The organism is Merdimonas faecis, from assembly GCF_001754075.1.
Classification (GTDB): domain Bacteria; phylum Bacillota; class Clostridia; order Lachnospirales; family Lachnospiraceae; genus Merdimonas; species Merdimonas faecis.
Genome location: NZ_MIEH01000026.1, coordinates 1 through 21,401, shown reverse-complemented (window position 1 = coordinate 21,401; position 21,401 = coordinate 1). Strand labels below are relative to the sequence as shown.

At 48.4% G+C, this 21,401-nt stretch carries 18 protein-coding genes; 15 read left to right on the top strand and 3 right to left on the bottom strand.

What is annotated here, in order from left to right; all coding sequences use genetic code 11:
* Positions 1-129: 129 nt before the first annotated feature.
* A complete protein-coding gene (locus BKD12_RS14650; protein WP_070090099.1) occupies positions 130-2,349 on the bottom strand; it encodes an alpha-galactosidase in 2,220 nt (739 codons plus the stop codon).
* 109 nt (positions 2,350-2,458) lie between these two features.
* The gene (locus tag BKD12_RS14645; RefSeq protein WP_070090098.1) at positions 2,459-3,316 is read right to left on the bottom strand and encodes a MurR/RpiR family transcriptional regulator; all 858 of its coding nucleotides are present in this window, start codon (positions 3,314-3,316) and stop codon (positions 2,459-2,461) included.
* A gap of 282 nt (positions 3,317-3,598) precedes the next feature.
* On the opposite strand from BKD12_RS14645, the gene ald reads away from it, so the two are divergent.
* The 4 genes from ald (at position 3,599) to BKD12_RS14625 (ending at position 8,144) form a co-directional block, all read left to right on the top strand.
* Positions 3,599-4,717 carry an alanine dehydrogenase gene (gene ald / locus BKD12_RS14640; protein WP_070090097.1) on the top strand — a complete coding sequence of 373 codons (1,119 nt, stop codon included), beginning with the start codon at positions 3,599-3,601 and terminating at the stop codon, positions 4,715-4,717.
* A gap of 139 nt (positions 4,718-4,856) precedes the next feature.
* Positions 4,857-5,231 (top strand): GntR family transcriptional regulator, encoded by a 375-nt coding sequence (locus BKD12_RS14635; protein WP_070090096.1) that lies wholly within the window; start codon positions 4,857-4,859, stop codon positions 5,229-5,231.
* 8 nt (positions 5,232-5,239) lie between these two features.
* Positions 5,240-7,675 carry an ATP-dependent Clp protease ATP-binding subunit gene (locus BKD12_RS14630; protein ID WP_070090095.1) on the top strand — a complete coding sequence of 812 codons (2,436 nt, stop codon included), beginning with the start codon at positions 5,240-5,242 and terminating at the stop codon, positions 7,673-7,675.
* A gap of 55 nt (positions 7,676-7,730) precedes the next feature.
* Positions 7,731-8,144: an endosialidase gene (locus tag BKD12_RS14625; protein WP_070090094.1), complete on the top strand. Its 414-nt coding sequence runs from the start codon at positions 7,731-7,733 to the stop codon at positions 8,142-8,144.
* Between the two features lie 98 nt (positions 8,145-8,242).
* Here the strand turns inward: BKD12_RS14625 and BKD12_RS14620 are convergent, their stop codons facing one another.
* A complete protein-coding gene (locus BKD12_RS14620) occupies positions 8,243-8,740 on the bottom strand; it encodes a GNAT family N-acetyltransferase (RefSeq protein WP_070090093.1) in 498 nt (165 codons plus the stop codon).
* A gap of 143 nt (positions 8,741-8,883) precedes the next feature.
* On the opposite strand from BKD12_RS14620, the gene radA reads away from it, so the two are divergent.
* The 11 genes from radA to BKD12_RS14570 all read left to right on the top strand — a co-directional run bounded on the left by radA (position 8,884) and on the right by BKD12_RS14570 (position 21,370).
* Entirely contained in the window at positions 8,884-10,263 is a 1,380-nt protein-coding gene (gene radA / locus BKD12_RS14615) for a DNA repair protein RadA (RefSeq protein ID WP_070090092.1), read from the top strand.
* A 71-nt stretch (positions 10,264-10,334) separates the two neighbouring features.
* Positions 10,335-10,634 carry a GNAT family N-acetyltransferase gene (locus BKD12_RS14610; RefSeq protein ID WP_330385630.1) on the top strand — a complete coding sequence of 100 codons (300 nt, stop codon included), beginning with the start codon at positions 10,335-10,337 and terminating at the stop codon, positions 10,632-10,634.
* 308 nt (positions 10,635-10,942) lie between these two features.
* Positions 10,943-11,104, top strand: coding sequence for a hypothetical protein (locus BKD12_RS17015; RefSeq protein ID WP_176730980.1), 162 nt, complete (start codon positions 10,943-10,945; stop codon positions 11,102-11,104).
* Positions 11,105-11,131: 27 nt separating this feature from the next.
* Positions 11,132-12,523, top strand: coding sequence for a group II intron reverse transcriptase/maturase (ltrA, locus tag BKD12_RS14605; RefSeq protein ID WP_070090091.1), 1,392 nt, complete (start codon positions 11,132-11,134; stop codon positions 12,521-12,523).
* Positions 12,524-12,726: 203 nt separating this feature from the next.
* The gene (locus BKD12_RS14600) at positions 12,727-14,622 is read left to right on the top strand and encodes a beta-L-arabinofuranosidase domain-containing protein (protein WP_070090090.1); all 1,896 of its coding nucleotides are present in this window, start codon (positions 12,727-12,729) and stop codon (positions 14,620-14,622) included.
* Between the two features lie 18 nt (positions 14,623-14,640).
* The gene (locus BKD12_RS14595; RefSeq protein ID WP_070090089.1) at positions 14,641-15,714 is read left to right on the top strand and encodes a M24 family metallopeptidase; all 1,074 of its coding nucleotides are present in this window, start codon (positions 14,641-14,643) and stop codon (positions 15,712-15,714) included.
* Between the two features lie 52 nt (positions 15,715-15,766).
* Complete coding sequence (locus BKD12_RS14590) at positions 15,767-17,401, top strand: peptide ABC transporter substrate-binding protein (protein WP_070090088.1); 1,635 nt, start codon at positions 15,767-15,769, stop codon at positions 17,399-17,401.
* Positions 17,402-17,505: 104 nt separating this feature from the next.
* Positions 17,506-18,432 (top strand): ABC transporter permease, encoded by a 927-nt coding sequence (locus BKD12_RS14585; RefSeq protein WP_070090087.1) that lies wholly within the window; start codon positions 17,506-17,508, stop codon positions 18,430-18,432.
* Between the two features lie 9 nt (positions 18,433-18,441).
* Positions 18,442-19,365 (top strand): ABC transporter permease, encoded by a 924-nt coding sequence (locus BKD12_RS14580; protein WP_070090100.1) that lies wholly within the window; start codon positions 18,442-18,444, stop codon positions 19,363-19,365.
* A gap of 16 nt (positions 19,366-19,381) precedes the next feature.
* Positions 19,382-20,407 carry an ABC transporter ATP-binding protein gene (locus BKD12_RS14575; protein WP_070090086.1) on the top strand — a complete coding sequence of 342 codons (1,026 nt, stop codon included), beginning with the start codon at positions 19,382-19,384 and terminating at the stop codon, positions 20,405-20,407.
* Positions 20,408-21,370 carry an ABC transporter ATP-binding protein gene (locus BKD12_RS14570; RefSeq protein WP_070090085.1) on the top strand — a complete coding sequence of 321 codons (963 nt, stop codon included), beginning with the start codon at positions 20,408-20,410 and terminating at the stop codon, positions 21,368-21,370.
* Positions 21,371-21,401: the final 31 nt, after the last annotated feature.

The window sequence follows — 21,401 nt, the reverse complement described above, 5'->3', positions numbered from 1 at the left end:
AATCACTCCCTCCTACTCGATCTTTTCGAAGCGATTTCAAATTCTTTACGAATTCTTCAATCAAATCAAGCTGATCAGTATTTAATAATCGCTCCATAAGTAGAGAGATGTCCTGTATCGCCTGTTTTTTTAAGCTTTTAGAATATACAGCCGGGAGTCAAAGTCGCAGCTGTGTTCTGTTTCAGGTGTGGTTTCTCCGGCAGAGGAGTCGGAGGTGATCAGCCCTGCGTACATCAGCTCATCTCCGTAGTAGGAGTTTCCATCTGCCAGGCTGTGGTAACAAAGCTCCGGATCCAGCCCTTTTAGCGGGATCCTGTGAAAGGCTTCATTGACCACGTTCAGGATGCGGTACCAGCCCACGATCGCTTCCCTTTTGTCTTCGCTTACCACCATCCAGGCAGTCACATTATTTTCGAAGGGGCTGCTCAGACGGTAAAAAGTTCCGAACTGGAAGAGTTCACGGTATTGTTTCATGAATTTGATCTGTTCCTTTACCTCTTCTTGCTCTTCTTCTGTCAGCTTGTTCAGGTCCAGCTCATAGCCAAAGGTTCCAAAGTATGCCACGTTGGCCCGGGTATAGAGCGGAGTGGTCCGGTTCAGCTGATGGTTGGGGCATACGGACACATGGCTTCCCATACTGCTTAAGGGATAGCAGTAGGAAGAGCCGTACTGGATCTTCAGCCGTTCCACAGCATCGGTATCATCGCTGGTCCAGGCCTGAGGTGCATAGTAGAGCATACCCGGGTCAAAACGGGCGCCTCCGCTTGCGCAGGACTCAAATAAGATCTCCGGGAACTGGCTGGTCAGGCGCTCATATAAATCATAGACGCCCAGGATATACCGGTGGAAAACTTCACCCTGGCGGTCTGCCGGAAGTGCGGCAGAGTAACATTCCGTAATGCTGCGGTTCATATCCCACTTGATATAAGAAATCTTTGCTTCAGAGAGAATCCTTTTCATCATCTGATAGATACAGTCAACAACCTCGGGGCGTGAAAAATCCAGGACATGCTGATACCGTCCGTGAGAGGCACTGCGGTTCGGTGTGCTTAGGATCCAGTCCGGATGAGCGCGGTAAAGATCTGAGTCCATATTTACCATTTCCGGTTCAAACCATAGCCCGAATTTCATGCCCAGAGCCTCGATCTTGTCAGCAATTCCCTTGATTCCGCCGGGCAGAAGAGAAAGCGCAGGCGTCCAGTCGCCAAGTCCTGCCCGGTCATTGCGGCGCGCCCCGAACCAGCCGTCGTCCAGGACGAAAAGCTCGACGCCACATTCCTTTGCTCTGGAGGCGATTTCTACCAGTTTATCCTCGGTAAAATTAAAGTAGGTGGCTTCCCAGTTGTTGATCAGAATCGGGCGGACCTTGTCTCTCCAGTATCCTCTGGCCAGGCGTTTCTGATACAGACGGTGGCAGGTCTGGCTTAAATGGTTGAGCCCCTGATCTGTATAGAACATCACGGCCTCTGGAGTCTGAAAGCTGCTTTCGGGTTCCAGTTTCCAGTCAAACCAATCCGGGTGGATGCCAAGGAGAACCCGGGTGGTTTCATGAGTATCCACTTCCACCTGTGCCAGAAAGTTTCCGCTGTAGACAAGGCTAAAGCCTATGGCCTCTCCCTGAAATTCATCAGCGGTTTTTCGCTTTAAGATCACAAAGGGATTGTGTTCGTGAGAAGAGTGACCGCGCATACTGCCTACAGACTGGATTCCCATCTCCAGGGAGCGGATCTTCGTGTGACGTTCTCTGGACCATGCGCCGGAAAAATGCATAAGATCATAGTTGTAATCCGGCAGATCCATACATAGACTCATGGCCTTCTGCAGATGGACAGTCTTGTCTCCGTCATTGTAGAAAGCGGCACTCCTTGCAATCGCATTTTCTCCGGAAAAGATGGTATAAAGAAGCTGAAGCCGGATGCCGGTAACAGGATCCCTCAAAATTAATATCAGAGTATCAGCCTCGCTGTCCTCTTCGGTATAGGTAGCAGGGAGTCCGGCAAGCTTTGGCTTCCCGGGGGTGATCATATGATCTACATACTGAAAATCGCAGATGCGTGCGCCGTTTTCCTGCAGAATATCCACTGCAGGAGAGCGATAATCGGTAGAACCATAAACACCATATTCCTGGCGGATATGTTCCAGAGAAAACGTGCGGTCGTTCTCGAAAAGATAAGAAGCCATGGGACGGGGAGCGGTTTCCAGGAGATAGGAAAAATCTTCCCTGTGGTGGATCTTCTTTCCGAAATACAGCTGACCCATCTGGCCGCCAGGAAGGACTGTCATAATGTAACTGATATTATCGTTAAATAGATGAAATGTTTGAGTGCGTTTATTAAAAAAAATACCCATAAATCCGTTCCTCCTATTGGATAATGCTAGGTAGATTATAGAAGAAAAGGTATGGGCATTGTAGAATATCTTGTTAGAGAAAACAGTCAAAATGTTAGAAACATTTTTATTAGTAAGTTCCGAGCTCTTCGAGATACCGGTCAATTTTTTTCAGGCGCTTTTCCACACCACGGACCTTATGGCTGATGGTGTCAAGGAGAGCTTCTGCCACAAACTGCGGCCCTACCATGGAGTTAAAGAAGTTATTGCTGTCTACCGGTACGGTCAGAAGGACAGAGGCATACTCGGCCAGAAGAGCACTTGGCTTGTCCGTGACTACTACGATTCTTGCTCCTGCATCCTTTGCCATTTTTGCAGTCAGTTTATCCATAGAAGAATACCTGGGAAAGCTGAAAATGATCAGGCAGTCATCCTTGGAGATGTTGCAGATATGATCAATGGGACTGATGGAGGAGGCATTGGTCATTTCAACATTTGGAACCATATGTTTCAAATATAGAAGAAAGTAATCTCCCAGGCAGGAATTTCCGCGTGAGCATACGATATATTTGTGACGTCCGGAAATGATGGCGTTTGCTGCTTCCTCAAAGGTCTGAGGGGTGTTGCCCACGAGGACTGACTCCAGATTTTTAGCAGAGTTTTTCAAATGCCGTTTGAGATATTCAGCGTTATCGTCTAATTTTGCCCGTTTGGCAATGCGCTGGGAGGGAACGGTGATGCTGCTGGAGATACTTAGGACTTTGTCCTGATAGTCTCTGCGCAGAGCTTTCTGGAAGTCCATAAAGCCGCTGTATCCCAGAGAACGGCTGAAGCGGACAACGGACGATTCACTGACGCCTAGCTTCAGGGCGATTTCTGTAGAAGTCATGAAACAGGCGTCTGCCGAGTTGTCCAGAATGTATTTTGCAATCATTTTTTGAGTTTTTGTCAGATTTGCATTGTGGATAGTTTCCCTTAGTTCCTTCATAGCACTACCTCCCAAGATCCTTATATCTTGATTTAATCATGAATTTTGCAATTATGCAAGTAAATTGTAAAAACAATTGAAGATTTTGACATACAATAAAAAGTTTTGTGAAAAAAATAACTTTTATTGAATATTATACACTGGTGTGATACTATAAGTTTAGAGACAAATGAATAATATTCTTCAAACAAGAGATGAAAATGAAAAATATTGTTCAGAAGTGCAGGAACCGGAAAACTCCGGAGCGTAGGAACGTATTAGAAGAATCAGGAGGGAAAGAAATTGAAAGTAGGATGTGTAAAAGAAATCAAAAACAATGAATTTCGTGTAGGTATGACACCGGACAATGTGAAAATCTATGCTGGAGCAGGTCACGAAGTCTATATCGAAAAGGGAGCAGGACTGGGCTCAGGATTTACTGATGCAGAGTATGAAGCTGCAGGAGCAAAGATGATCGACACGGCAAAAGAAGTATGGGATACCGTAGAGATGATGATCAAGGTTAAAGAGCCTCTTCCGGAAGAGTACCCGTTATTCCATGAAGGACTGATCCTCTATACATATCTTCATCTGGCAGCAGATAAGCCGCAGACAGATGCTCTGTTAAACGGCAAGGTAAAAGGTGTTGCTTATGAGACGCTGTTTGATCCCAGACAGGGAGGACTGCCGCTGCTGGCACCGATGAGCCAGATCGCAGGACGCTTAAGTATCCAGGAAGGTGCAAAATATCTGGAGAAGAGATTTGGAGGCGAGGGCGTTCTTCTGGCAGGAGTACCGGGAACACCGAAGGCAAACATCGTAATCCTTGGCGGTGGAAATGTAGGAACAAACGCATGTAAGATCGCAGTAGGAATGGGCGCAAATGTTACAATCCTTGATATCAGTCTTCCGAGACTGGCTTATCTGGATGACCTGTTTGGCGCACGTATACAGACATTGGTATCCAATGATGCAAATATTGAAAAAGCAGTAAAAGAGGCAGACCTGGTTATTGGTTCCGTTCTGATTCCAGGAAAAGCGGCTCCGAAGATCTTTAAGAAGAAATATCTGAAAGAGATGAAGCCGGGAGCAGTATTCGTAGACGTTGCAGTTGACCAGGGCGGATGCGGCGAGACCACGAAGGTAACCTACCATGACGATCCGATCTTTATCGAAGACGGCGTAGTTCACTACTGCGTAGGAAATATGCCTGGAGCAGTTCCGAGAACCTCCACGATCGCACTGACAAATGCGACCGTAAGCTATGGTCTCCAGATTGCGAACAAAGGACTGGAGCAGGCATGCAAGGATAACGAAGTAATCTACTCCGCTATCAATACCTATGATGGAAAACTGACCTGCAAGAACGTAGCGGACAGCTTTGACTGCTATGAATATGTAGATATTAAGACAATCTGCTAATAGTACACTTAAGACATTTCCAAACTTAATTCCTTCAAGTTGCAAAAAGGGGCTTACAATTTCGGTTGTAAGCTCCTTTTGATTGTGTTATACTACGGATATAACAAGCGATAAAAGGATACAAAAGCAGGTGGATCATATGTTGATAGAAATTGATTTCAATAGTGAGGAAGCGCTCTATGTACAGCTGCAGAATCAGATCATCATGGGGATAGCAATGGATCTGATCAAAGAAGGCGACGCACTGCCATCGGTGCGGCAGCTGGCAGATACCGTGGGCATTAATATGCACACGGTCAACAAGGCGTATACGGTGCTGAAGCAGGAGGGATTCATCCGCCTGGACCGCAGGAAAGGCGCGGTGATCGCGCTGGATGTGGATAAGGCGGAGGCGCTTCTTAAGATGAGGGAGAATCTGAGGATCTTACTGGCGAAAGGGTGCTGTAAAAATGTGACGCGCGGTGAGGTACATGCTCTGGTAGATGACATTTTTGATGAATATGGAAAGGAATAGCAGACAACATGAACTATACAAGGCAGGCAAATGAAGTATTAAGGATTGCGGAGCGGACAGCAAAGGAAATGAACCATCCCTATATCGGGACGGAGCATCTGCTGATCGGGCTTCGGCAGGTCTATACCGGTGTGGCCGGGCAGGTCCTGGACGCCAATGGTGTGGAGGAGGAGAAGATCCTGAAGGTGATGGAGGAACTGGTTTCCCCCGTTGGGAATGTTTCTCTGGCACATCGCCCGGAAGTGAGTCCGAGGCTTGCGTATATCCTGGAGGACAGTAAGGCGGAGGCTATGCGCTTCCGTTCTGAGGAGATCGGGACGGAGCATCTTTTGATGGCGCTCCTGCGTGACGTGGACTGTGTTGCCTGCAGGATCCTCCTGACGCTGAATATCAATATGCAGAAGGTATATCAGGAGATCCTGGAGGTGCTGGGAGTAGATCCGAAGGAATATCAGGAGGAACTGGCACAGGAAGCAGGAAGAAGAGACGGTGTGCTGGAGCAGTTCGGTACGGATCTCACGGCACAGGCAGAGGAAGGAAAGCTGGATCCTGTGATCGGAAGGAAGGAAGAGATCGGCCGGCTGATGCAGGTGTTAAGCAGGAGAACGAAGAATAACCCTTGCCTGGTGGGAGAACCAGGTGTTGGAAAGACGGCGGTGATCGAAGGTCTTGCGGCGCAGATCGCGGCAGGTGTGGTGCCGGACAGTATGAAGGATAAAAGGATCCTGACTATGGATCTGGCTGCAATGATTGCCGGCTCCAAGTACCGGGGAGAATTTGAGGAACGGATGAAGCGGCTGATACAGGAGGTAAAGGCTGCCGGAAATGTGATCCTGTTTCTGGATGAAGTGCATACGATCATTGGTGCCGGCGGAGCGGAAGGGGCCATGGATGCCTCTAATATTTTAAAGCCGTCGCTGGCAAGAGGAGAACTGCAGCTGATCGGAGCAACGACAATCGGGGAATACCGGAAATATATCGAAAAGGATGCGGCTCTGGAACGGAGATTCCAGCCTATCACGGTGGAGGAGCCGACCCGGGAGCACTGTCTTGAGATTCTGGAAGGGCTATGTTCCCGTTATGAAGCCCACCATCACGTAAAGATTGAAGAGGAAGCGCTGAAGGCGGCAGTGGGAATGTCTGCACGTTATATCAGCGACCGGTTTCTTCCGGATAAGGCTATTGACGTGCTGGATGAGGCCTGCTCAAAAGTAAGCCTTAAGGGATTCAAAGTACCGGAGAAAATCTTTGATCTGGAAAAGACGGCCCAGGATCTGGCGGTGGATCTGGAAGAGGCTCTGGTAAGAGGGGACGTGGCAGAAGCGTCGCTGGTCCGCAAGGAGAGGGATGAAGCGCTGAAGAAGCTGAAGCAGCAAAAACAACGGTTCCAGCAGAAAAATGCGGACAAAAAGCTGGTGGTGACGGAAGAGGATATTGCGGAAGTGGTATCTCAGTGGACCAAGATCCCGGTGAAAAAGCTGGCGGAATCCGAGAGCGTGCGGTTGAACCGGCTGGAAGAGACTCTTCACAAGCGGGTAGTCGGTCAGGAGGAAGCGGTGTCGGCAGTGGCCCGCTCCATCAAACGCGGCAGAGTCGGCCTGAAAGATCCAAAGCGTCCGATCGGGTCCTTTCTGTTCCTGGGACCCACCGGTGTGGGGAAGACAGAGCTTTCAAAGGCACTTTCCGAGGCTTTGTTCGGAACTGAGGATTCTATGATCCGCGTGGATATGTCGGAATATATGGAAAAGCACAGTGTGTCTAAGATGATCGGATCACCTCCGGGATATGTGGGACATGACGAAGGCGGACAGCTCAGCGAACAGGTACGCCGGCATCCGTACTCCGTGATCCTGTTCGACGAGATTGAAAAAGCGCATCCGGATGTGTTCAATATTCTCCTGCAGGTATTGGATGACGGACATATTACAGATTCCCAGGGGCGTAAGGTGGATTTTTGCAATACGGTCATCATCATGACCTCGAATGCAGGTGCCCAGTCCATCATCGATCCGAAGAAACTGGGATTCAATACCAGGGAAGATGCGGCTGGAGACTATAAGCGGATGAAAAGTAATGTCATGAACGAAGTGAAGCTGATTTTCCGTCCGGAGTTTTTGAACCGGATTGATGAGATTCTGGTCTTCCATCCACTGAGCCAGGAGGAGATGAAGAAGATCGTTGGAATGATGTGTAAGGATCTTGTGAAACGTGCGAAAGAACAGCTGGATATCAGTCTTACCATCAGGGATTCTGTGAAAAAGCATATCGTGGAAACCGGGACGGATCAGAAGTACGGGGCACGTCCTTTGCGCCGTGCTGTGCAGAACCAGCTGGAAGATAAACTGGCGGAAGCAGTACTTACAGGCGAGGTTTTGAGGGGAACGGAAGTGGTGGCAGGCATGTCTAAAAAAGAAATAAAATTTATGCCAAAGACTACAAAATAACCCGGATTTGAGATATAATGAGGATACAAATGAAGAACCCAAGGAGGATATCATAATGGCAGCAGTGAAAGAGCTTCTGAGAGCTGAGGCAGACGGAACATTGAGCTTTGGAGATTATACGCTGGAGAGCAAGACCAAGCTGGAGGGCTTTGAGCATCAGGGGGACATTTATAAGGTAAAGACATTTGCGGAGATTACAAAACTGGAACGCAACGGCATGTTTGTATATGAGTCTGTGCCGGGAACAGCAGTTGAAAATTTCCGCGCATCGGAGGCAGAGATCACCTTCCAGGTGTCCGGACCAAAGGATGCACAGTTTACCCTGGAGATGGAAGCGGATACACAGTATGAAGTATATATGAACGAAGTAAGCGCAGGCGAGATGAAGACCAACTTAAGCGGAAAGCTGAGCGTCAGTGTAGAATTGGGACAAGACGAAGCAGTTTCAGTGAAGATCGTAAAAAAATAATGTGTCAATCACATATGTACCAAAGAAGAAGGGAATCTGTTTATACAGCAGATTTCCTTCTTCGGTGATAGATAGTGGCATCAGTTTCTTTAGACCTGTCAGATCAGCTTCTCAAAAGCAATCTTTTCGCTGTTGTCAAAGCAGATGGTGCCGCAGAATTGAAAGCCGTTTTTTTCTAAAAGATGCTTCATGATCTGGTTATCGTTATCCGTATCCACCTTGAAGCTGTGGATCTCCCTAGAGCGGGCGAGCCGTTCGGTTTCTTCGAATACCTGGGATGCAAGCCCCCGGCCGCGGACAGAAGCGTCCAGCGCAAGGCGGTGAACGGCCACGTAGGGCTGGATGCTGAGCCATTTGCCATCCAGAGTGTCATAGGCGGGTTCTCCCTCAAAGTCGATACAGACATAGCCGGCTATATCATGATCCAGGATACAGAGATAGCCCTTGCCTTTCCGGATATCCTCTTCAATACATGTTTGGTCCGGATAACCATTCTGCCACTGATCCACACCATTTCTTTTCAAGAAGGCTTTTGCCTGGTCAATAAGTTCCATGATTTTCCCCAAGTCTTCCGGGGCGGCTGTTCGAAGTTCCATAAGTGAAGACCTCCCTTTTCTTGACACACTGTATACCTGCGATATAATATACGAAAGGTGAATTTTATTGTAAAAAGAGTATAGCAAGGATCGTGTTTCGGGTCAATTGATTACAATGAAAGATAAATGGTAAGGAGGCTATTGTGGCAAAAGGAAAGAAGACAGTATTTTTCTGTCAGAACTGCGGACATGAAGAAAGTAAATGGTTGGGACAGTGTCCGGCCTGCAAAGAATGGAATACATTTGTAGAAGAAAAGGTAACGGTGTCGAGAGGAAGCACCAGTGCGGCTTCTGAGGCCGGAAAGGAAAGAGTGTCTAAGGTGGTGACGCTTTCCAGCGTATCGGTAGAAGAAGACGAGAGGATCAGGACTGGTATCGCTGAGCTTGACCGGGTGCTTGGCGGCGGGATCGTACAGGGTTCCCTGGTACTGGTGGGCGGTGATCCCGGGATTGGAAAGTCTACACTGCTTTTGCAGGTGTGCCAGCGTCTTTCCGATGCAGGAAAGAATGTGCTGTACATTTCCGGGGAGGAGTCCGGAAAACAGATCAAACTTCGGGCAAACCGGATGGGGACCTTTTCGGAACACTTGTATCTGCTCTGTGAGACGAACCTGGAACTGATCCGTCAGACGATTGAGCGGCAGAAGCCGGACATGGTGGTCATTGATTCTATCCAAACTATGTATAATGAAGAGGTGTCTTCTGCACCGGGAAGTGTGTCCCAGGTGCGGGAGTCTACCAATATACTGATGCAGCTGGCAAAAGGGATGAATATCTCCATTTTTATTGTGGGACATGTGACGAAAGAAGGAACAGTGGCCGGTCCCAGGGTACTGGAACACATGGTGGATACAGTCCTTTACTTCGAAGGTGACAGACATGCCTCCTACCGTATCCTTCGGGGTGTAAAGAACCGGTTTGGATCTACCAATGAGATTGGTGTGTTCGAGATGCGGAAAGAAGGTTTGGTGGAGGTAGAGAATCCTTCAGAATTTATGCTGAGCGGCCGGCCAGAGCATGCCTCCGGATCGGTGGTGGCCTGCGCTATGGAAGGAACCAGGCCGATACTTATGGAGATCCAGGCACTGGTATGCCGCAGTAATTTTGGTATGCCAAGAAGAACAGCCGCCGGCCTGGATTATAACAGGGTTAATTTATTGATGGCGGTGCTGGAAAAACGAGCCGGCCTGCCGTTGTCAAACTACGACGCCTATGTCAATATCGCGGGCGGGATCCGGATGAACGAACCGGCAGCCGACCTTGGGATTGTTATGGCGATTGCATCCAGCTATAAAAACCGGCCTGTACCGGAGGACGCGATCGTGTTTGGAGAGGTGGGCCTAAGCGGCGAAGTGCGTGCAGTGACCATGCCTGAGCAAAGAGTAGCAGAGGCGAGAAAGCTGGGGTTTAAGACCTGCATTATCCCGGAAGTGTCACTAAAGGCGCTGCAGGGGGTACCCGGGAAACCGGGGATCAATATCATGGGAGTGAAATCAGTAAATCAGGTAATCAGTATGCTGTAATGATGAAAAAGGATTGCTGCAGAACAACGACAGCCTTGACGGGTGCGGCGGCCTTGAAGACGTGGAGTCATATGAAGAATGGGTTGGTTTCTGGCGGTAAGGCAAAAGATGATCGTGTTGTTGGTATGATAGATTTTCGGCATCTATTGTCTGATATACTTTCCAAGTTTGGGGGAAATATCGGATACAGTGTCCGCCCGTCAGAACGACGGAAGGGATATGCTACAGAAATGCTCAGATTAATTCTGCCAATCTGCCATCAATTTGGAGAAGGGAAAATGAGATTGCCAGTCCGCCTGGAACAGGAGAAAATAGGATTGTGCAGAGGTATTGGATTGCGGTTTCGCACCGGCGGGACAAGTGAATTGTAAAAATGGAAACACGGCCAGACTCTCCAAGAGCCTGGCCGTGTTTTGCTAGTGCGCCTGGCGGCGCACGTTTCCTAAGGGTGCAAGTCCCAAATCCGCCTGGTAGCGGGAAGGATATAGCCGAAGGCAAGGGTGTCCATTGTGAGGTGGAATCTGAAGGAAGCCGGATGTGGGGAACCTACTAACCCACGGGCAAACCTCTGGTCTGACGAACAGAAACCGCATAGAAGGCTGTACATGAGGGTAAGTCTGCTAGCCAAGATGAAGCCCGATAGCTACACGGAATCATGTGCAGTAAATGCGGCAGATAGATGGAGGGAAGGAAACGTGTGGTACCCAGGGAGGTCTGTGCGGAACGCTCCGAGAGGAGTAACCGTTATTGTGAGATGACGCTGAACGCGCAGAAGTCAGCAGAGGCCATAGTAGCCGGAAGTTCTTCTACGGCGAAGGACCGAATCAATAGGAGTCTTTAGTACGACGGGGAAAGGAGGAATGAGCAGATGGGTACAGAAAACGAAGAAAGCTGCTCACAGAGAGATAGCGCGGAACGCAAAGGGTATGTGAGAGCGCACCGCTCATTCAACCGGATATGGAAGGAAAGAGACAGTGCAGAGCCGGACATCTTGGGTAAGATACTGGAGAAAGACAACCTGAACAGAGCTTACAAAAGAGTAAAGGCAAACAAGGGAGCGCCGGGAGTCGATGGGATGACCATCGAGGCGGCTCTGCCATGGCTGAGGGAACATAACCACGAATTGACGGAGAGGATACGGAAAGGAAAATACACCCCGTTTCCCGTCAGACGGGTGGAGATCCCGAAGCCGGACGGAGGGATGCGAAAGCTTGGTATCCCCACCGTCATTGACCGCATCATCCAACAGGCAATGCTCCAACAGCTCATGCCAATCTATGAGCCGTTGTTTTCGGATGACAGCTTTGGCTATCGTCCGGGAAGAGAGGCAAAAGACGCTATTTTCAGGATAAAAGAGTACATCGAGCAGGGCTATACAAGGGCAGTCGCCCTTGACCTGTCAAAGTATTTCGATACACTGAATCACACAATCCTGCTGAATCTGTTGAGAAAACAGGTAAAAGATGAGAGGGTAATACAGATGGTAAAGAGATACCTGAAAAGCGGAGTAATGGAGAACGGTGTAGTAACAGAGACAGAGGAAGGTTCCCCGCAGGGAGGAAATCTATCCCCGCTTTTAGCAAACGTGTATCTGAACGAATTCGACTGGGAGTTCCACAGGAGGGGCGTACCGTGTATCCGTTATGCAGATGATATCGTGCTGTTGGCGAAAAGTGAACGGGCCGCAGAGCGACTGCTGGAATCCAGTACGAAATATCTGGAGAAAACGCTGAAGCTGAGGGTAAACCGGAAGAAGAGCCGGACGGTCAGTGTATTCGCAATCCGAAATTTTAAGTTCCTTGGCTTTTGTTATGGGAAGAACGGAAAAGGAATTTATATCCGAGTCCATGGGAAGTCATGGAAGAAAGCCAAGGATAAACTGCGCAGGCTCACTTCCCGGAGCAGGTGCGGAAGTATCGTCCAAACCATGGAAAAGATAAAAGTCTACATGAGAGGATGGCTGAACTACTACGGAATAGCGGATATGAAGAATAACATTGAAAGCCTGAATGGATGGCTGTACCGCCGGATACGGATGTGTATCTGGAAACAGTGGAAACGGCCGAAGACCCGGCGAAGAAAGCTAAAGGGCTTGGGCTTGCCGGAGTGGGCAGCCTGCGAGGGGGCATACAGTAGAAAATCATACTGGAGAATGTCTAACGCAGGAGTGGTCAAAAGAGCGTTAACAAAAGAAAGACTGATAAACTGGGGCTTCTATGATATAGCCACAGCCTATCAGTCACTGCACGTCAACTATTGAAACCGCCGTGTACCGAACGGTACGCACGGTGGTGTGAGAGGACGGCGGTTAATCACCGCCTCCTACTCGATTATGCAAGCCATTGCAGACCTGTGAATTGATATAAGAATATCATGGTTTGTTCATTAATAAGTTGACAGAAAGACAAAAAACAGATATTATTTTAACAAGTATTATTTATTTTTTAAAATAAGCAGAAAATTATGGAGAATAATAAAGAAAACAGAAATTATCTGCAAACACGAAAGGTTATTGGATTAAAAGACTATCAGATTGAGATGATAGAAAAACAGGCTGCTGATCTGGGAAGTGAGAGTTCTGAACTCAAAGCGGACTGTATAACAGAGAAGAGTCAGGAACTGCCGGGTGTATTTCTGGATGATTTTGGGGATGCGAGGATTAGCCTTTTGCCGGACAGCGGATGCTTCCGGGCACAGGAGCGGATGCGAAGATATCTTCACCGGATGGATGCGGACCGGCTTCTCTATCATTTCCGAAGCGCTTCCGGGCTGTCTGTAAAAGAGGCAGAGCCCCTGGATGGCTGGGATGCATCTGAGAGCCTGCTGAGAGGTCATACGACGGGACATTTTCTGTCTGCACTTGCCCTATGCTTCAGAATCTGCCGGGATGAGGAGCTGAAGGCAAAAGCCGGATATATGGTCCGGAGCCTGAAGGAGTGTCAGGACAGCTTTTGGGCAGGCCACAGGGCGGCGGAAGGCTTTTTGAGCGGGTACTCGGAAGAACAGTTTGATCTTCTGGAAAAGTACACGCCTTATCCCCAGATCTGGGCTCCGTATTATACATTACATAAATTATTTGCAGGGCTGTTAGACTGTTATGAATATCTGCAGGATGAAATAGCGCTTTCCATCTCTGTCAGGCTGGCTGACTGGGTGTACCGGAGACTTTCCAGGCTGAGCCGCAGTCAGAGAATGAAGATGTGGGGGCTTTATATTGCCGGTGAGTTCGGCGGCATGAACGAGGTAATGGCTAAATTATACCGGATCACAGGGAAGGAAGATTATCTGTCCTGCGCAAGAATGTTTGATAATGACAAATTATTTGCTCCGTTGCTTTTGGGAAAGGATGCCCTTGGCGGACTGCATGCAAATCAGCATATTCCGCAGATTATCGGAGCACTGGAGATATTTCTGGTCTCCGGAGAAAAAAGGTATCTTATCATCGCCAGGCGTTTCTGGGAATACGTAACGACCGGACATATTTACGCACCGGGAGGAATGGGGGAGAGAGAGATGTTCCGTGACAGAGGAGTGATCGGGGGCTTCCTTACCGCGAATACCCAGGAGACCTGCGCTTCCTATAACATGCTGAAGCTGACAAGGACGCTGTGGCGGCTGGATCCGGATGCGCGTTATATGGACTACTATGAAAGAACGATGCTAAATCATATCCTGGCTTCCCAGGATCAGGAAGAAACCGGTGAAAGCACTTATTTCTTGCCGCTGGCGCCGGGATCCAGAAAGGAATATGAGTGGGAAAACAGCTGCTGTCATGGAACGGGGATGGAAAGCCAGTTTAAGTACGGCGAAACCATATATTTTCATGATGGGAAAGGAAAAGTATATGTAAATCTATATCTGCCCTCTGTGCTGGACGACAGCAGAAATCATATAAATATCATACAGAAAGCAGATGAAAATGAACCGGGGAGAATCCGCATTTTTGCAAAGGGGAATATCGACATACTGGCGTTGAGAAAGCCTGGCTGGTGTGAAGGTGGTTATAGGATCCTGGTAAATGGTGAATCCCATGAAGACAGGGCGAATGACCGTGGATATATCAATCTAGAACTTTCATTTTCAGAAGGAACGGAGCTGGAAATCGAGTTTCCTTTCCGGCTGCGGTACCTGAAAACACCGGATATGCCTCGTCTGGCGGCTATACAGGCCGGGCCGTACATACTGGCCGCGCCCGGAGAACAGAGAGAATTTCTGAAGCAGCCGGCAGATGAAGGGCAGCTGAATCAGATTTTTGAAAAAGACCCGGAGATTTTTGCATACGCATGGGAAGAAATCCGTTTCCTTCCGCTTTACCGGATCAGAGAGGGAGCATATCATGTCTATTTTGACATAGGATAAAGAAAGGAATGACAGAAGATGGAAAGATTAGAGCAGTTAAGAGCTTATATGGAAGACAAAGGGCTGGATGCTTTTTTTTGCGCAAAGCCTGCAAACGTAAGGTGGATCAGCCTTTATACCGGAGAGGATTCATTCCTTTTTATTACCAGAGAAAATCAGTATTTTATTACAGATCCAAGATATACAGAGCAGGCGTCCTATGAGTGTCCGGCTTATGAGATCGTAAACTGGAGGACGTCTCAGGGATATAATATGGGGAAAACGCTGGCGGAATGCGGAAAAGGCCAGGATATTAAGGCAATCGGGTTTGAGGAGGATTATCTGACATATGACAAATGGAGCGCGATCCAGGAGAATTGTGAGGCAGAACTGGTTCCGACGGAAAATGTGATCGAAAAGTTCCGGGCGGTCAAGACACCGGAGGAATTGTATAATCTGCGTGCGGCCTGTGAAATTTCTTCCAGGGCGTTTGAAAAAATCCTGAAAGATATCCATCCGGGAGTGACAGAAAAGGAGCTGGCATCAAAGCTTTCGCATTATATGGTGATGGAAGGGGCGGATACCAAGCCTTATGGAGGAATCTTGATATCGGGAGCCAAGACATCGCTCCTCCACGGCATTCCTGATCAGAAAGCGGTGGAATACGGAGATTTTGTACTGATGGATTACGGCTGCCAGTATAAAGGGTATCTGTCGGATATGACCAGGACTGTGATAGTCGGAAAAGCAGATGAAAAGCAGCGGGAGGTCTTTGATCTGTGCCGGCGTATGACAGAGGATACGGAACGTGCCATTCGCCCGGGCGTTACAGGAATCGAATGTTATGAAGCTTCCCTGGAGGCGATTAAAGATACAGAGTATTTTCAGTACCATTACCAGGGAATCGGCCATGGAGTCGGGATGTTTGTTCATGAGCTTCCCAATATCGGGGCAAGATGTGAGAATGTTCTGGAGGAGAACAATATTTTAACGGTAGAACCGGGGATTTATATTCCGGGCTGGGGCGGTGTCCGAATTGAGGATCAGGGTATCGTGACAGCTGACGGGTATGAAAACCTGATAAGTGCTACACATGAGCTGATAGAACTTTAAGGGAAGGGGTGTCAGCCAAATATCACTTTCTGAAAAGAAAAGGAGGAATTGTATGAAAAAGAGATTGTTAGCAGTGTTTTTGACGGCAGCCATGACGGTAACGTTGATGGCAGGCTGCGGGGTGCCCGGAGGGTCCAGCGATGAGGGCGACTCTGAAGGGCTTAAAAGAGTTACCTATTCTCTGCGTGAGGAACCGCCTACACTTGATCCTCAGCTTATGAACTCAATCCCGAGTGCGACGGCGGCAATCCATACCTGTGCCGGACTTACCCGGAACGTAGAGGGTGAGATCAGAGGTGACGGTGCGGAGGACTGGGAAGTGTCTGATGATGGTCTGGTATATACCTTCCACCTGAGAGACGGCCTGAAGTGGAGCGACGGTGAAGATCTGACGGCAGAAGATTATGTATACGGTATCCAGAGACTGATGGATCCGGCAACTGCGTCTACTTATTCTTTCCTGGGCGCGATACTGAAAAACGGGAATGCAGTAAATGCAGGGGAAATGGAAGTCAGCGAACTGGGTGTTACCGCACCGGACGAATCTACAGTCGAGATTACTCTGGAGCATCCGGCGACCTACTTTACGGCAATGACGGCCATGTCACAGTTCTGCCCTGCAAGACAGGATCTTGTGGAAGAGTACGGACAGGACTATGCGGCTGATCCGGACAAGGCGGCTTATTCCGGACCGTTCGTAGTATCTGAGTGGAAGCATGGCGATGAGATCGTTCTTGCCAAGAATGATCAGTATTGGGACAAAGACAGCATTAATCTGGATGAGATCGTACTGAAGACAGTTGCAGATGCTAAGACAGGTGTTGCAATGTGGGAAGAGGGCGAACTGGATATCACAGAAGTTCCGACGGAAATGACAGATCAGTATGCAGACCAGTCTGAATTTGTATTTGACGGGGCGAACGATTATCTGGCTCTGAACATGAGCGAGGGGCGGATCCTTCAGAATAAGAATCTCCGTCTGGCCCTGAACTATGCAGTAAACAGAGAAGAATATATCCAGCTGGCAACAAACGGCGTTTATGAGCCGAATACCAGATATGTCCTTCCGGATGTAAACGGATCAGAAGAGGGAACCAATTATGGTGAGGAATTCCCGTATGAGGCGTTCCCGGTAGCAGGAGACGTGGATCAGGCAAAAGAATATTTGAACGCGGCGATGTCTGAGCTTGGATATTCTGATCCGTCTGAAGTTGTAATCGAGCTTTTGACGACAGACACTGATCTGGCAAAGAAACAGGCAGAGGTTCTGCAGGATCAGATCCAGGAAGCGCTGGGCATCACCATCGAGATCCGTCAGGTGACCTACAAGCAGAGACTGGAGATGGAAGCAGACAAAGACTTTGATATGGTATTTACCGGATGGGTACCGGATTATCCGGATGCTTATTCTTATCTGGAACTGTGGCTTACCGATGGTTCTTATAACCATACCAGCTACAGCAACCCGGAATATGATGAGCTTGTAATCGGTTCCCAGACTGAGACAGATCCGAAGGCAAGAGCAGAAATGCTGTTCCAGGCAGAGCAGATCTTCCTGCAGGATGCGGGTGTCGTACCGCTCCAGCTCCGCCGGATTCAGCTGCTTGTAAATGACAATATTGAAAACTTTAACGTATACTTCGTAGGATACAACTATAACTTGGTATATGCAGATATTAAGGAATAATTCTGCAAACAGGATATGAGGAGATTTTCAGAGGGGGAGTTTTCTCCCCCTCTTTCAAAATGAAATTGATATAATTTAGGAGGAAAGCTAGAAAGGAGAAGCCTATGGCAAAATATATTCTAAAGAGAATCGGGCTCTCAATCGTGACGCTTTTAGTACTGACCACAATCGTGTTTGTGCTGGTACGTCTCATGCCTGGAGATCCCTTTTCCAGTGATAAAATGACTCCTGAGATCCGGGCAAATATGGAAGCTTACTATGGTTTGGACAAGTCACTGCCTGAGCAGTATATTACATATATGAACAATCTGCTGCATGGAGATCTGGGATATTCCATGAAATATGTGAATCAGTCAGTAAACAGGATCATTGCGGATGCGTTTCCGTATTCGGCAGACCTGGGAATCCGTGCACTGATATTTGCCGTGATTTTCGGCGTGACTCTTGGTGTAGTCGCATCGTTGAACCGAGGGAAAAAGCTGGATGCGGTCTGTATCATTATTGCAATCATCGGAACATCGATCCCGGACTTTATCATGGGGTCTTTGCTGCAGTATTTCTTCGGGATCCGATGGGGGCTTTTGCCGGTCGCTCAATATACCAGTGTGGCGCATACGATTCTCCCGTCGATCGCGGTGGGATTCTACACGCTGGCGATGGTATCGCGGCTGATGCGCGCCAGTATGCTGGAGGTAGTCACTTCAGATTATACAAAGACAGCCAAGGCCAAAGGTCTTTCAAAATGGAGGATCACGATCAAACATCAGATCCGCAACGCGATCATGCCGGTAGTCACTGTTTTAGGTCCTCTGGTGGCGTCGGTTCTGACAGGTACCTTTGTTATTGAAGCATTGTTTGCAATTCCCGGACTTGGAAAGCACTATGTACAGAGTATCAGCAACAATGATTATACGCTGGTGCTTGGAATGACCATATTCTTCGGGGCGTTCCTGATCCTGATGAATCTGGTTGTGGATATTTTATACGGTATCATAGATCCGAGAATCCGCTTGAGCGGAAAAGGAAAGTAGGTGACGGGAATGGCAGAGATTACAAGAGAAAAATTTAAAGTCGTAGGAAAAAATATCAGCAGCATGGAGTCTATCTCCCGGCCGAATATCGGATACTGGCAGGATGCCTGGAGGAGGATCCGGAAGAACAAGGTGGCGTTTTTTTCGCTTTGTCTGATCGGACTGTACATCATCCTGGCAATATTTGCACCTATATTGAGTCATTACACACATTATACCCAGAATGTAAATGAGATGAACCAGAGTTTTTCCTCGAGCCACTGGTTCGGGACTGACAGCCTGGGCCGCGACCTCTGGGTAAGAGCCTGGATGGGCGCCCGGGTATCGCTGACGATCGGTTTTACGGCAAGTATCATTAACGGTATCATCGGATCGCTGGTAGGAGGTATCTCCGGATATTACGGGGGAAAAGTAGACCTGCTCATCCAGCGTATCGTGGATGTGCTTTACGGTATCCCGAGCATGATCATTACGCTTCTTCTGATGGTAGTGCTTGGAAACGGTGTTCACTGCCTGATCATTGCGATGATCTGCGTGGGCTGGATCGGAAGCTGCCGTACCGTCCGAGGAGAAGTCCTGAAACTTCGGGAATCTGATTTTGTTGCGGCAGCAAAGATTATGGGAGTCAAGGATATCGTCATTATTGTAAAGCATATTCTTCCAAATGTTATGGGACTGATTATTACGAGTGTGACGATGGCGATCCCGAATGCGATATTCCAGGAAGCATTCTTAAGCTATATCGGCCTTGGAATATCTCCGCCGGACTGCAGCTGGGGTGTCCTTGCAAAAGAAGGAATCCAGATGCTGCGGGTATATCCATATCAGGTATTTGTACCGGCCTTTATGATCTGTACCACGATGCTGGCTCTGAATCTTCTGGGCGACGGGCTGAGGGATGCGTTTGATCCGAAGCTGAGAGGTACGGAATAGGAAGGGAGGAAAGGTTATGGAAAGTTTATTGGAAGTAAAAAATCTGTCATTTTCCTTCCGCACCTATGGCGGCGTCGTAAAAGCAGTAAGGAATGTCAGCTTTGATGTACGTCCCGGCGAGATCCTGGGGATCGTTGGTGAATCGGGGTGTGGAAAAAGTGTAACCGCGCAGTGTACCATGCGCCTGAATCCGGAGCCACCGGGATTTTTTGAAGGAGGAGAGATCCTGTATAAGGGTGAGGATATCCTGAAAATGAATGAAAAAGAACTCCGGAAGATCCGCGGAACAGAGATCGGCTTTATCTTTCAGGATCCGATGACGTCTCTGAATCCGACAATGAAAATCGGAAAACAGATCGAGGAAGTTTTTATTAAAAATAAAGAAATGAGCCATGCGGAGAAAAAGCAGAAAGCGATGGAGATCCTGCGGCTGGTCGGAATTTCAGACGAAGAGCGCCGCTACAATCAGTATCCCCATGAACTGTCGGGCGGTATGAAGCAGAGAGTCATGATCGCGATCGCGCTGGTAGGCAGGCCAAGCATTGTCATTGCGGATGAGCCGACGACTTCTCTGGACGTTACGATCGAGGCGCAGATCCTGGACCTCTTAAAAGAATTGCAGAAAACAACCGGAACTTCGATTATCATGATCACCCATGACCTGGGCGTAATTGCGAAACTGTGCGACCGCGTGCTTGTCATGTACGGTGGAAAAGTCGTAGAGAAGGGTCTGGTCAACGAGATCTTTTATGGTACGGCCCATCCTTATACGAAAGGACTGATGCAGTCCATTGCAAAGCTTGACACGAAAAAAGGTGAAAAGCTTCATCCGATAGAAGGAACGCCTCCGGATCTGTTTGCGCCGCCGAAGGGATGTCCGTTTGCGGCCCGCTGTGAGTATGCAATGGAAATCTGCAGTGAAATGCCTCCGGAGACTTATGATCTGTCCGAAGAGCACATGACCTGCTGCTGGCTCCAGCACGAATTTGCGCCGGATAATGATCTGAGGAGACCGGATGCGAAAAAGAGGGAGGTGGAATAGATGAGCGCGAATGAAAAACAGCCTCTCGTGCAGGTGAAAAATTTGTGTAAATATTTCCAGATCAACCGACATGCCACTCTGAAGGCGGTGGATAATATGACCTTTGATATTTATAAGGGAGAAACCGTCAGCCTGGTAGGAGAGTCGGGATGTGGAAAATCAACCACCGGACGCTGCATGATCAAATTATATCAGCCGACAAAAGGCGAGGTATTCTATGATGGAAAAGATATTTTTAAACTGTCTCATGCGGAGAAAAGAGATTTTTGCAATAAGGTACAGATGATCTTTCAAAATCCGTACTCATCACTGAACCCCAGAATGACGGTAAAAGAAATCGTCGGAGAAGGGTTAAAACAGCAGGGCATTCCACAGAAAGAGATAGATGAGAGGGTGGAAAAGCTGCTGAAGATGGTAGGACTGAATAAAGACCATATGTCCCGTTTCCCTCATGAGTTCTCGGGAGGACAGAGACAGCGTATCGGAATCGCCAGAGCACTTTCCATGGAACCGGAGTTTATTATCTGCGACGAACCTATCTCTGCACTGGATGTGTCCATCCAGGCACAGGTTATCAATATGCTGAAAGAACTCCAGGAAAGCCTGGGGCTGACCTATTTGTTTATCGCACATGATTTAAGTGTGGTAAAATACATTTCCGATCGTGTGATAGTCATGTATCTGGGCACGATGGTGGAGACAGCTGAAACAGAAGAACTGTATGACCATCCAATGCATCCGTATACACAGGCGCTTCTGTCGGCAATACCAGAGGCGGATCCGATCAAGGCCAAGGCCAATCAGAGAATCGCGATCAAGGGAGAGATTCCAAGCCCGATCAATCCGAAAAATTGCTGCCGCTTTGCAGAACGCTGCCAGTACGCGACAGAGCGCTGCTTCAAAGAAATGCCGAAGCTGCACGAAGTGTCGCCAGGACATCAGGTGGCGTGTCATTTAACGTAGTTTTTTTGTTGAAAGGGGACGGGGGATTTCT